The 12893-nt window shown below is 71.6% G+C and carries 7 protein-coding genes and 1 pseudogene; 2 read left to right on the forward strand and 6 right to left on the reverse strand.

The window, feature by feature from the left end; all coding sequences use genetic code 11:
- Positions 1-5: 5 nt before the first annotated feature.
- Positions 6-3695 (reverse strand): multifunctional oxoglutarate decarboxylase/oxoglutarate dehydrogenase thiamine pyrophosphate-binding subunit/dihydrolipoyllysine-residue succinyltransferase subunit, encoded by a 3690-nt coding sequence (locus B4915_RS06830; protein ID WP_105805069.1) that lies wholly within the window; start codon positions 3693-3695, stop codon positions 6-8.
- 259 nt (positions 3696-3954) lie between these two features.
- Here B4915_RS06830 and B4915_RS06835 point away from each other — a divergent pair, with 259 nt between their 5' ends.
- Positions 3955-5316 carry a hemolysin family protein gene (locus B4915_RS06835; RefSeq protein WP_105805070.1) on the forward strand — a complete coding sequence of 454 codons (1362 nt, stop codon included), beginning with the start codon at positions 3955-3957 and terminating at the stop codon, positions 5314-5316.
- A complete protein-coding gene (locus tag B4915_RS06840) occupies positions 5313-6350 on the forward strand; it encodes a hemolysin family protein (RefSeq protein ID WP_105805071.1) in 1038 nt (345 codons plus the stop codon). Before B4915_RS06835 ends, B4915_RS06840 begins: the two co-directional genes overlap by 4 nt.
- Before the next feature lie 44 nt (positions 6351-6394).
- On the opposite strand, the gene B4915_RS06845 is transcribed toward B4915_RS06840, so the two are convergent.
- The 5 genes and pseudogenes from B4915_RS06845 to metX all read right to left on the reverse strand — a co-directional run.
- The gene (locus B4915_RS06845; protein ID WP_146120038.1) at positions 6395-6979 is read right to left on the reverse strand and encodes a hypothetical protein; all 585 of its coding nucleotides are present in this window, start codon (positions 6977-6979) and stop codon (positions 6395-6397) included.
- Positions 6980-7167: 188 nt separating this feature from the next.
- Positions 7168-8436 carry an ABC transporter permease gene (locus tag B4915_RS06850; protein WP_342747287.1) on the reverse strand — a complete coding sequence of 423 codons (1269 nt, stop codon included), beginning with the start codon at positions 8434-8436 and terminating at the stop codon, positions 7168-7170.
- Positions 8433-9185, reverse strand: a complete 753-nt coding sequence (locus B4915_RS06855) for an ABC transporter ATP-binding protein (RefSeq protein ID WP_105805073.1) — start codon at positions 9183-9185, stop codon at positions 8433-8435. The genes B4915_RS06850 and B4915_RS06855 overlap by 4 nt, the downstream gene beginning before the upstream one ends.
- Complete coding sequence (locus tag B4915_RS06860) at positions 9182-10675, reverse strand: hypothetical protein (protein ID WP_245907389.1); 1494 nt, start codon at positions 10673-10675, stop codon at positions 9182-9184. Before B4915_RS06860 ends, B4915_RS06855 begins: the two co-directional genes overlap by 4 nt.
- 1035 nt (positions 10676-11710) lie before the next feature.
- Positions 11711-12862, reverse strand: a pseudogene (gene metX, locus B4915_RS06865) (homoserine O-acetyltransferase MetX); the annotation flags it as partial.
- Positions 12863-12893 lie beyond the last annotated feature (31 nt).

The following is a 12893-nucleotide window of genomic DNA, read 5'->3' on the forward strand; positions in this document are numbered from 1 at the left end:
GCCGATCAGGCCGCGTCGTCGTCGAACTGCAGTGCGCGGGCGAGCAGGGCCTCCTGCTCCACCGCGTGCACCTTCGCGGAACCCGTCGACGGCGCGGCGGAGGCGGGGCGCGACACGACCCGGATGCGGTCGCCCGCGAGCTGCTTCGACAGTTCGAGGGAGATGAACGGCCAGGCGCCCTGGTTCTCGGGCTCGTCCTGCACCCACACCAGCTCCGCGTTCGGGTACTGCGTGAGCACGCGGCCGAGCTGCGGGCCCGGGATCGGGTAGAACTGCTCGACGCGCACCACCGCGAGGCGCGGATCCGGCCGCTTCTCGAGCGCCGTGCGCAGATCGTAGTAGATCTTGCCCGAGACGAGCAGCACGCGCTCCACCGACTGCTTGTCCTGGACCACCGGGTCGTCGATCACCGGCTGGAAGGTGCCGGAGGTGAAGTCCTCCACCGCGGAGGTGGCGCCGCGCAGGCGCAGCATCGACTTCGGCGTGAAGACCACGAGCGGCTTGCGGGGCCGCGCGTAGGCCTGCCGGCGGAGCAGGTGGAAGTAGTTCGCCGGGGTCGAGGGCCGGGCGACGATCATGTTGTCCTCGGCGCACAGCTGCAGGTAGCGCTCGATGCGCGCGGAGGAGTGGTCCGGACCCTGGCCCTCGTAGCCGTGCGGCAGCAGGAGCACGACCGAGGACTGCTGCCCCCACTTCTGCTCGGCCGCCGCGATGTACTCGTCGATGACGGCCTGCGCGGTGTTCGCGAAGTCGCCGAACTGCGCCTCCCACACCACGAGGGCGTCCTCGCGCTGCAGCGAGTAGCCGTACTCGAAGGCGAGCGCGGCGTACTCGGAGAGCAGCGAGTCGTAGATCCAGAACCTCGCCTGCTCCTCCGAGAGGTTGAGCAGCGGGATCCACTCCTGGCCGTTGGCCCGGTCGTGGAACACCGCGTGCCGCTGCGCGAAGGTGCCGCGCCGCGCGTCCTGCCCGGTGAAGCGCACCGCCGTGCCCTCGATGAGCAGCGAGCCGAGGGCGAGCAGCTCGCCGAAGCCCCAGTCGATCCCGCCCTGACGGCTCATCTCGACCCGCTTGTTCAGGAGCTGCTGCAGCTTCTGGTGCACCGTGAAGCCCTCGGGCTTGTTGCCGAAGGCGTCGCCGATGCGCTCGACCACGCTGCGGTCGACGGCCGTTTCGAGCGGCGCGGGCCCGGGGCCCCCGGCTTCGGCGCGCTGGGCGATGCCGGAGGAGTCGACGACCGGAATCGCCCCGGTCTGCGCGGCGTGCGTCTCCTGGAAGGCGCGCTCGAGCCGCTCCTGGAAGTCCTGCTTCGCCCGCTCGTACTCCTCCTCGGTGATGTCGCCGCGGCCGACGAGCGCGCTCGTGTACAGGCGACGGGTGGAGCGCTTCGCCTCGATGAGGTCGGTCATGAGCGGCTGCGTCATCGACGGGTCGTCGCCCTCGTTGTGGCCGCGACGGCGGTAGCACACGAGGTCGATGATGACGTCGATGTGGAAGCGCTGGCGGAACTCGTAGGCGAGCTTGGCCACGCGCACCACCGACTCGGGGTCGTCCCCGTTCACGTGGAAGATGGGGGCCTGCACCACCTTGCCGATCTCGGAGGAGTACACCCCGGAGCGCGAGTCGATCGGGAGGGTCGTGAAGCCCACCTGGTTGTTGATGATGATGTGGATCGTGCCGCCCGTGCGGTAGCCGCGCAGCTGAGACATCTGCAGGGTCTCGTACACCACGCCCTGGCCCGCCATCGCCGCGTCGCCGTGGATGAGGATCGGCAGCGTCGTGAAGGAGCCGATGGGCTTGAGATCCTGCTTCGCCCGGACGATGCCCTCCAGCACGCCGTTGACCGTCTCCAGGTGGGAGGGGTTCGCGGCGAGGTGGATCGGCACCTGCGTGCCGTTGGGCGCCGTGAAGACGCCCGAGGTCCCGAGGTGGTACTTGACGTCGCCCGAGCCGCCCTTCTGCGACAGGGCTCCCTCGAACTCGCGGAAGATCTGGCCGTACGTCTTGCCGGCGATGTTGGAGAGCACGTTCAGGCGACCGCGGTGCGCCATGCCGATGTCGACGCTGTCCACGCCGTCCTCGGCCGCGTCGATGAGCATCGCGTCGAGCAGCGGGATCACCGACTCGCCGCCCTCCAGGCTGAAGCGCTTCTGGCCGACGTACTTGGTCTGCAGGAAGGTCTCGAAGGCCTCGGCCTCGTTGAGCTTCTCCAGGATCCGCATCTGCGCATCCCGGCTCGGCTTCGCGTAGGGCGCCTCCAGCTGCTCGCGCAGCCACAGCCGCTGGGCGGGATCCTGGATGTGCATGTACTCGATGCCGATCTTGCGGCAGTAGGAGTCGCGCAGCACGCCGAGGATGTCGCGGAGCTTCATCGCCCGCTTGCCGCCCATGCCGCCGGTCACGAACTCGCGATCGAGGTCCCAGAAGGTGAGGCCGTGCGACTCGATCTCGAGATCCGGGTGCATCCGCTGCTTGTACTCGAGCGGGTCGATGTCGGCCATCAGGTGGCCGCGCACGCGGAAGGCGTTGATGAGCTCCTGCACGCGCGCCGTCTTGTCGATGGCGCCCGACACGTCCACGTGGATGTCGGAGTGCCACTGGATCGGCTTGTAGGGGATGCGCAGCGCCTCGAACACCTGCTCGTAGAAGCGGTGCCCGCCGGTGAGCCGCTCGTGGACGAGCTTCAGGAACTCGCCCGAGCCCGCGCCCTGGATCACGCGGTGATCGTAGGTGCTGGTGAGCGTGATCGTCTTGCCGATGCCGAGATTCGCCAGCACGTCCTCGGAAGCGCCCTGGAACTCGGCCGGGTACTCGAGCGCACCCGCGCCGATGATGCAGCCCTGGCCCTGCATGAGGCGCGGCACGGAGTGCACGGTGCCGATGCCGCCCGGGTTCGTGAGGGAGATCGTGGTGCCCTGGAAGTCGCTCGCGGTGAGCTTGTTGTCGCGGGCGCGCTTCACGAGGTCCTCGTAGGCGGCGAGGTACTCGTTGAAGTCGAGGGACTCGGCCTGCTTGATCGAGGGGACCAGGAGCGAGCGGGTGCCGTCGGGCTTCGGCACGTCGATCGCGATCCCGAGGCCGATGTGCGCCGGAGCCACGATCGCGGGCTTGCCGTCGACCTCGGCGTAGGCGACGTTCTGGCTGGGGAAGTCCTTGAGCGACTGGATGATCGCCCAGCCGATGAGGTGCGTGAAGGAGACCTTCCCGCCGCGGCTGCGACGCAGGTGGCTGTTGATCACGATGCGCTGGTCGATGAGCAGCTTCGCCGGCACGGTGCGCACGCTCGTCGCCGTCGGCACCGTGAGGCTCAGGTCCATGTTCTTCGAGAGGGTGCGCGCCATGCCCTTCAGCGGCGTCACCCGGTCCTCGCTCGCGGCCTCGGCCGACTCCGCGCGCGGTGCCGTGCGGGGCGCGTCCGCCGGGATCGGCGTCTCGCGCGGCGCGGCGTTCGTGGTGCGCGCCGGCTGCGCGGGCGCGGTGATGGGGGAGGTCGAGGGACCGGTGGCCGCGGGGGCCGCTGCGGGGGCGGCGGACCCGGCGTTCGTACCGTACTTCTCCAGGATCGGCCACCAGGAGCGATCCACGGAGTTCTTGTCGACTTGGTACTGCTTCCACAGCTCGTCGACGAGCCACTCGTTTGCACCGAAATCTTCTGCGGGACCAACCTGTCCGGTGGTCTCCGTTCGCTCCGCCAAAGCGACGTCCTCTCGTGTCGTGCCGGGTGGGCAACCGATCTGGTAGCCGGGGTGCGGCTCCGTAGCCACGCCGCATACCAGCCTACGCCTTTCCCCGGGTTCGCGTGCTCATACGCCCTGTGGATTCTCCATCGCCTCCTGGTAGGATCATGAACCCTATGGACGCAGACTCTCGAAGACCGGCGGAGCCCCCGAGTACCGGCCGCGCAGACGCGCGGCCCCCTGCATCCCCCGGGATCCTCCTCGGCGGGAGCCCACGGTGAACGACTGGATCCTGCTGCTCATCGGCATCCTGCTGACCGCAGGCACCGGCGTCTTCGTCGCCGCCGAGTTCTCGCTCGTCGCACTCGACCGGCAGGATCTCGAACGCCGCCGGGACGGCGGGCAGCGCGGCCTCGACCGCGTGATCCGCGCCCTCTCCATCACCTCCACGCACCTGTCGAGCGCGCAGCTCGGCATCACCCTCACCACGCTGCTCGCCGGCTACACGCTGGAGCCCGCGGTCAGCGGCTTCCTCGATGCCCCGCTCGGCGCGCTCGGCGTGCCCGAGGGGCTGCGGCGAGCCATCAGCGCCCCCATCGCCGTCGCCCTCGCCACCGTGTTCTCCATGATCGTCGGCGAGCTCGTCCCCAAGAACTTCGCGCTCGCCAAGCCGCTCGCCACGGCCCGGCTCGTGGTGCCAGCGCAGGCCGCGTTCACCGCCGCGTTCAAGCCGGCCGTGCTCCTCCTCAACGGCAGCGCGAACGGGATCCTCCGCGGCATCGGCGTCGAGCCGAAGGAGGAGCTCTCGGGCGCGCGATCCGCCGAGGAGCTGTCCTCGCTGCTGCGGCACTCCGCGAGCGCCGGGCTGCTCGAGGCCGACACGGCCACCCTGCTCGACCGCACCCTCCGCTTCGCCGCGCTCACGGCCGCGGACGTCATGACCCCGCGCCTGCGCGTCGAGAGCCTGCAGCGCCTCGAACCCGCCTCCGCGGTGCTCGAGCTCTCGGGCCGCACCGGCTTCTCGCGTTTCCCGGTGATCGACGAGGACCGGGACGACGTCGTCGGCGTCGTCCACGTGAAGCGGGCCGTCGCCGTGCCGCGCGCCCGCCGCGCCGAGGTGCCCGTCGCGGCCCTCGCGGAGGATCCCGTGCGCGTGCCGGAGACGATGCGCCTCGACCAGCTCCTCGAGGAGCTCCGCGCCACCGGCTTCCAGCTGGCGATCGTCGTCGACGAGTACGGCGGCACCTCGGGCATCGTGACCCTCGAGGACCTCGTCGAGGAGATCGTCGGGGAGGTCGCCGACGAGCACGACCGCGCCGCGGCCGGCGTCGTCGGCACGGCCGAGGAGATGACCTTCCCCGCCGATCTCCGCCCGGACGAGGTGCGCGAGCAGACCGGCGTCGAGGTGCCGGACGGCGACGAGTACGACACGGTCGCCGGCTTCGTGCTGCAGCAGCTCGGGCGCATCCCCGAGGCGGGCGCGGAGGTGACGCTGCCGGACGGCGGCACGCTCCGCGTCGAGCGCATGGACGGCCGGCGCATCGCGCGGCTGCGATTCCGCAGCGCGCCGCTGCCGGCGGGAACCGCCGAGGCCGGCGAGCCCGGCCGGGACGCGGCGGATGAGGAGGGATCGCGATGAGCGACTGGATGGGGATCGTCTGGCTCGTCGTGCTGCTTGCGGCGAACGCCTTCTTCGTGGGCGCGGAGTTCGCCGTGATCTCGGCCAGACGCTCGCAGATCGAGCCGAAGGCGGAGGCCGGATCCAAGCGCGCCAAGACCGCCCTGTACGCGATGGAGCACGCGACGCTCATGCTCGCGACCAGCCAGCTCGGCATCACGGTGTGCTCGCTGCTGATCCTGAACGTCTCCGAGCCCGCCATCCACCACCTGCTGGAGGGGCCGCTCGCCTGGACGGGCATGACGCCTGAGGCGGTGACCGTCGTCGCATTCGTGCTCACCCTCGTGGGAGTGTCGTATCTGCACGTCGTGTTCGGGGAGATGGTCCCGAAGAACGCGGCCTTCTCCATGCCCGACCAGGCGGTGCTGCTGCTCGCGCCGCCCCTCGTCGCGATCTCGCGAGTGCTGCGGCACGTGATCGCCGCGCTCAACGCGACCGCCAACGGCGTGCTGCGGCTGTTCGGGGTGGAGCCCAAATCCGAGACGACCAGCACCTACACCCTCGAAGAGGTCGCGAGCATCGTCAGCCACTCGACCCGGGAAGGAGTGCTCGAGGACCGCAGCGGCGCGCTGACGGCCGCCTTCGAGTTCACCACCAAGCGGGCCTCGGACCTGCTCATCCCGCTCGAACAGCTCATCGTGCTGCCCGCCGGCTCCACCCCCGGCGATGTCGAGGCGGCTGTCGCCCGGCACGGCTTCTCCCGGTACCCCATCGCGGGAGCCGCCGGCGGCCTCGACGGCTACGTGCACATCAAGGACCTGCTGCGCCTCGGGGAGGACCGGATCGCGGAGCCCATCCCGCCCAAGCGCATCCGCGAGATGATGGCGCTGCACGCGGACACCGAGCTCGAGGACGTGCTCGCGCGCATGCAGGCGCGCGGCATCCACCTCGCCCGCATCCACGACTCCGAGGGCGCGGAGCTCGGCGTCGTCTTCCTCGAGGACGTCATCGAGGAGCTCGTGGGCGAGGTCCACGACGCCACCCGCCGGTCCTAGGCCCGGTGCGTCCGGTGGATCCGAGTCGTTGCGGGCGGGGCCGCTCAGCGGAGCACGAAGGTGAGGTGCGCCGAGAGCTCGTCGACGGGGAAGCCGCCGCTCGCCAGCAGCGGCTGATCGGGCAGGCTCATCGCGACGTCGAACTCCGCCGAGTCGACGCTCAGCGAGGTCGGGGTGAGGCGCAGCGTCGTGCCGGGGTGCGGGGTGCCGTCGACGAAGAGGGTCCCGGTGGCGGTGAGGGTGCCGATCTCGCTCTCGGCGCGCCGCAGCACGAGCGGCTCGGTCAGCTCGAAGCCCGCGCTCGGCATGCCTGCGGCGCTCACCTCGTAGCGGGCCTCGGTGATCACCCCGTCGTTGAGCACCATGAAGCCCGAGGAGCTGAGGTGCCCGGCGAGGGCCTCCAGCGCCGGCGAGTCGAGCGGTGCCAGCAGGCGCGTGTCCACGACGTCGTAGGTGCGGGTCTCGGGCAGCTCGAGCACGTCCGAATCGACGGCCGCGCGCAGCTCTGCCGCCTGGTGGCTCGCGTCCGACGTCACGGCGCAGCCGACCAGGCACAGGGGCAGCGCGGCCGAGACGGTGGCCACGACCCCGATGGTTCGCACGGAGCGGCGCACGCGCATCACAGCCACATTCCGACCCTTCACCTCTCGACGGTACGCGGCGAGACTACGCCCTCAAGGTGTGAGGCGGCCGAGCGTGCGCCCGGCGCGCAGCAGCGATGCGCACCGTGCGCAGCAGATGTGCGCGCCGGGCGCGGCGGAGGTGCGCGACGGGGCCCCGGGACGGCCCGAGGGCGCGGCTGCGCGCGACGGCGCGATCACGCGTCGCGCAGCGCATCGACCGGCTCGATCCGCGCCGCCTTCACCGCAGGGTAGGCGCCCGCCCCGAGCCCCACCAGCGCGCCGACGAGCACTCCCAGCGGTGCCGCCCACGGCGCGATCACCGGGGTCCACTGCTGCGCCAGGCACACCCCGATCAGCGCGAAGAGCCCCACCGCGACCCCGATCAGCCCGCCCAGCACGCCGGTGGTGAGCGACTCGAAGATGAACTGCCGGGCGATGTCGCGCGTGCGGGCGCCGAGCGCGCGCCGCAGGCCGATCTCCCCCCGGCGCTCCGCGACCGACAGCAGCGTCACGTTCGCGATCCCGATCCCGCCGCCGATCAGCGCGACGATCCCGATCGCCAGGAACAGCACGTTCACGTCGGCCTCCACGCTCTGCCGCAGCTCGCTCGTGCTGCTCGGGGCCGAGACCTTGAAGGACTCCGGACTGTTCGGGTCCAGCGCGATCGGCGCCTGGTGCGCGACGACCTGGCCGGCGCCCACGTCGATGCGGATGTCGAGGCTGTCGACGGTCGTGAGCCCCAGATCGGAGCGGGCCGTGCTCACCGGCACGATCACCGAGTCGAGCAGGCCGTTCCGCGTGCCGACCTCGTCGACGATGCCGATCACCGTGTACGCGCGATCGCCGATGAAGACCGCCGGCTGACCGGTCACGCGGTTGACCCCCAGCTGCTCGGCCGCCGCAGCTCCGAGCACCGCCACCCGGTCGGCGCGACGCTCGTGGCCCGCGTCGAAGAAGCGTCCCGTCTGCACGTGACCCTCCACCACCTCGAGCAGATCGGTCGAGCCGGCGATCACCGGCGGTGAGCTGCGCCGCGCCTCGGAGGGATCCACCACCTGCACCGCGTCGACCCGCGTCGCGCCGGGCACCTTCGCGTAGAGCGCGGCCCGCACCACGCCCACGAGGCCGTCGGTGCGCTGCACCGCGTCCCACGGGATGCGCGCGGTCGCCCGCTCCTTGCCGCCCGCGCTGTTCGTCGTGCCCGGTTCCACCGTCACGCGCGTCGCCGCCAGGGCGTCGAACTGCTGGGCGATCTGCCCCGCCGCGGTCTGCGCGAATCCGATCGTGGCGACCAGGGAGGCGATCCCGAGCACCGTGCCGAGCAGCGTGATGATGAGCCGGGACGGACGGGATCCGACCCCCTCCAGGGACTCGTGGACGAGATCGCGCAGGGAGATCGTCGCGGCGGGGGCGCCCGTGCCCCGGCCTTCGCGAGCACGCCTCCCGCCGGGCCGCAGCCTCACAGCAGCTCCGTCAGCCGGCCGTCGTGCATCCGCGCTCGCCTGCGGGCGGCTGCGGCGACGGCCTCGTCGTGCGTGATCATGACGATCGTCAGCCCCTCGGCGCCCAGCTCGTCGAAGAGCCGCATGATCGAGGCCGAGTTCTCGCGATCCAGATTGCCGGTCGGCTCGTCGGCGAGCAGCAGCCGCGGCGAGGTGCACACGGCGCGCGCGATCGCGACGCGCTGCCGCTCCCCGCCGGAGAGCGTGGCCGGCGAGAAGCCGACGCGGTGCGCGAGCCCCACCCGATCGAGCGCGGCACGCGCCAGCGGTTCGCGCTCCTCGCGGCCGAGACCCGCGTAGGCGCCCGCGAGCATCACGTTCTCGAGCACCGTGCGCGTGGGCAGCAGATGGAAGGACTGGAACACGAAGCCGATGGCCCGGCCCCGGATCGCCGCGCGCTCGTCGTCGCTCAGGGCCGAGACGTCCACCCCCTCGAACAGGAAGCTGCCGGTGCTCGGGCGGTCGAGCAGCCCGAGGGTGTTGAGCATGGTCGACTTGCCCGAACCCGAGGGGCCGACGATGGCGAGGTAGTCGCCGCGCTCGACCGTGAGATCGACGCCGCGCAGCGCGTTGACGGGCGGCGGCCCCGGGAAGTACCGGGTGACGTCGTCGAGGCGGATCACGGGGCCCGGAGCAGCCGCCGCCGCTGCGGTCTCCGCCGCTCCGTCCGGCCCCTCCGTCGCTGCGAGGAGCCCTGCGATGCGCGTCACCGCCCCACCACGACCTTCGCTCCCGCCTCGATCCGCGGGTCGTCGGAGACGATCTCCACGAAGCCGTCGGCGGCGAGCCCCGCCTCGACCGGGATCAGCTCGGTCTCGGCGTCGGCGCCGCCGCGCGCGTCGATCAGCAGCTCCACGCGGTCCTCGCCGCCTGAGCCCGCGGAGAGCGCGGCGATCGGGACGGCCAGTACCTCGCCGTCGGTCGCGGCGATCGGCACGCGCACGCGCACATTCGTGCCGCGCAGCGCGTCGATCTGCTCGGGGGTGAGCTCGCCGGGGGAGAAGGTGACCGTGTAGCGGTCGCCGCCCCCGCCGGAACCCGAAGCCGAGCCGCCTTCCGCCCCGGTGTCCTCGCCTTCGCCGCCGTCGCCGGAACCCGATCCGGAACCGCTCGATCCGCCCGCTCCCGGCGCCCGGATCGACTGCACCGTCGCGGTCAGTTCCTCGCCGTCGGGGCCGGGGTAGAAGGCCACGTCCCCCTCGCTCAGCAGCTCGGCGTCCTGGCGCGAGAAGGTGCCCGTGATGGTGAGGCTCGCGCCAGAGACGCTCATGGGCGATCTGGAGAGGATGTCGCCGCGCCGCACCGACACCTCGTCGACGCGGCGCGGAAGATCGCCGAGGAACAGCGCCTCGCTCGACGGCAGGCGCGGCAGCACCCCCTCCTGCGCGATCCCGAGCGCCTCCTGCGCGTCGGAGAGCGCCTCCGCGGCCGCGTTCACCGCCGCCTGCTCGCCGATCGGGTTCGGCGCGCCCGCGTCCCGCGCCTCCGCGAGGGCGGCCTGCGCCTGCGCGAGCGCCGTGTTCGCGTCGCGCACGCCGCGCTCGGCGTCCCGCAGCGCGAGCCGAGACTCGTCCCCGCCGTCCGCCGCGGGGTAGCCGATCTGCTCGTAGAGCGCACCGACGGCGACGGCCGTGTCGTAGTCGAAGGCGTCGCTGGAGGGGTCGCCGACGCCGAAGCCCATCGCGACGAGCGCGGCCTTCAGCTGCAGCACGTCGGGACCGCGCATGCCCACGCTCAGGGTGCGGTAGGCGGGCAGCTCGCCGGGCAGCACGACCACCGGCCGGCCGGCCAACTCCAGGGCGATGCTGCCGGGCTGGAAGATCGCTCCGACCTCGGGGATGTGCCCCGTGATGACGGGACGCTCCTCGCCGCCCGCGGCGTCGATGGACACGGCGACCGCATCGGCGTAGGTGATCTCGCCGCGTGCGACGACGGTGTTCTCGATCTCCCGCAGTTCGACGGGCGCGGTCACCGGCCCGGGGTCGGGCGCGGCCGTGCGGGCCGCGATCTCCGCGGGCGAGACGATGAACTGCATGACGGCGACGCCCGCCAGCAGAGACACCACTGCGACACCGGCGATCAGTGCGACCAGGCGGGCCCCCGACCAGGCGTGCCGCCGCGATCCGGGATCGGCCGCGGCCTCGGCGTCCGTGGCTGCGGGCCGCGCGGCGTCCTCGCCCCTGCCACGCCTGAGCAGCACCGTCGCCTACTTCTTCTGCTCGACGCCGTGCTTGGCGATCAGCGCGTCGAGCTCGGCCCGGTGCTCGTCGACGAACTCCTGCTCAAGCGCGAACTGGATCTTCTGCAGCTTCTCCTCGTAGCCGATCTCGTCCTGGCAGGAGCGGTCGGCGAGCGCCGTCGCGATCTCCCGCTTCTGGAACTCCTGCTTGTCGGCGTCACTCGGCTCCTGCCACTCGCCGTCCTCGCCGTCGGGCATCTGCAGCTCCATGTACTCGTCGCTCAGCTGCTGCTGCGCCGACATGGGCGAGGCGAAGCCGTCGTAACCGGCTTCGGCCATGCAGTCGGCCCAGTCGCGGTCGAGTGCGGCCACCTCGTCGTTCGAGCCCTCGCCGTCGTATATGCCGCTCCAGACGTTCTGCATCTCGGCGAAGAGCTCGGCGAACTCGGGGTCCTCGTAGGCGGCCTGCACACCGTTGGACTCGGTGCTCACCTCGTGCTGCGCGGCGCCGTAGCATCCGGCCTTCGTCCAGTCGTACTCGGAGCTGCCGTCGCCCTCCTCCATCGCGGCCATCTCCTCCTCCGTGGGACTGGGGCCCCAGAGCGCCTCGTCGTAGGCGGTGCGCTCGGACTCGCTGAGGGAATCGTAGTAGTCGCTGTTGGGGTCGACGATCTCCTCGTCGTCGCTCGGCATGTCCTCCATGCCGGGGGAGTTCACGAGGCCGTAGCCGTACTGCTTCGCGAACTCCTCGGAGCCCCAGTCGATGTCGTCGCCCTCTGAGGAGAGGATCACTCCGCCGCCCTGCAGATTCGGCACGTACTCGAAGCCCTGCTCGTTCATGCACTCCGCGACGAGGTCCTCGGTCTTCTTCTGTTCGGCGTCGAGCATCTCCTGGGTGTACTCCTCGCCGTCCCAGAGGGCGGAGAGGTACTCCGAGAGCGGGCCCTCCTCGGCCTCCGATCCGCGTCCCTGCTCGCCGCCGCATGCGGTCAGCGTGAGGGTGGCCGCCGCAAGCACGGCGATCGCGGGGGTGGACAGGCGCGTGGGGAGGGGGCGGAGGCGGGTGAGGTGGGCGCCGACCTTCTCGAACTCGATGAGGAAGGCGTCGTGGCCGAACGGCGAGTCGATGCGGGTGGCGCGCTCGCCGTCGAGGCTGCCGGGGGTGTGGCGGGCGATCTCGTCCTGGCCGTCGAGGGTGAAGAGACGGTCGCTCGGGATCCCGAGCACGAGGGTCGGCAGCTCCAGCGTCGACAGCGCCGCCCGCACCCCGCCCCGGTCGCGGCCCACGTCGTGAGAGTTCATCGCCTGTACCAGCGTGACGTAGCTGTTCGCGTCGAAGCGGCGCGTGAACTTGTTGCCGTGGAAGTCGAGGTAGCTCTCCACCGCGAAGCGCCCGCCGCCGCCCAGGGGGCTGACCGCCGACTGCCAGGCGCGGCCGAAGCGCTCATCGAGCTCCGTGTTGCTGCGGTAGTTCAGCAGCGCGAGGCGGCGCGCCGTGGCGAGGCCGTGGTGCGGGCCGACCCCATCGGGAGCGTCGTAGTAGTTGCCTCCGTGATAGGAGGGGTCGGAGCGGATCGCCTCCAGCTGCACGAGGTTGAGCCCGATCTGATCGGCCGTCGTGACGGGCGGCGCCGCGATCACGGCCAGCCGCGCAGCGCGATCCGGGAACATCAGGCACCACTCCAGCGCGTGCATGCCGCCCATCGAGCCGCCGATCACGGCGGCGAAGCGCTCGATCCCGATCGCGTCGGCGAAGCGTGCCGCGGCAGCCACCTGATCCCGGATCGTCAGGAACGGAAAGCGCCCGCCCCACTCGAGCCCCGCCGGGTCGAGCGAGCCGGGACCGGTCGAGCCCTGACAGCCGCCGAGCACATTCGGGGCGATCACGCAGTAGCGCTCGGTGTCGAGCGGGAGCCCCGGGCCCACGATCTCCGACCACCAGCCGTCGGTGGGGTGCCCAGGACCCGCCGTGCCGGCGAGGTGGCTGTCGCCGGTGAGTGCGTGGAAGACGAGGATCGCGTTGTCGCGGCGCTCGTTCAGCTCGCCGAAGGTCTCGTAGGCGATGCGGACGTTCGGGATCGTGCCGCCCGCCTCGGTGCGCAGCTCGCCGATGCTCGCGAACAGGCGGTCGCCCACCGGGTCGCCGTCACGCCAGCCGCCGGAGATGGGAGGCCGCCCCATCAGCGCGCGCAGCTGCGCGTCGGTGATGAAGTTCTGTCTTTTATATACATCTCCCAGT

It is taken from the genome of Leucobacter massiliensis (assembly GCF_002982315.1).
Lineage (GTDB): Bacteria > Actinomycetota > Actinomycetes > Actinomycetales > Microbacteriaceae > Leucobacter > Leucobacter massiliensis.

Bases quoted from the DNA above. Each gene is read 5' to 3' on its own strand.
- B4915_RS06840 (WP_105805071.1), top strand. From the start codon at position 5,313: ATGAGCGACTGGATGGGGATCGTCTGGCTCGTCGTGCTGCTTGCGGCG.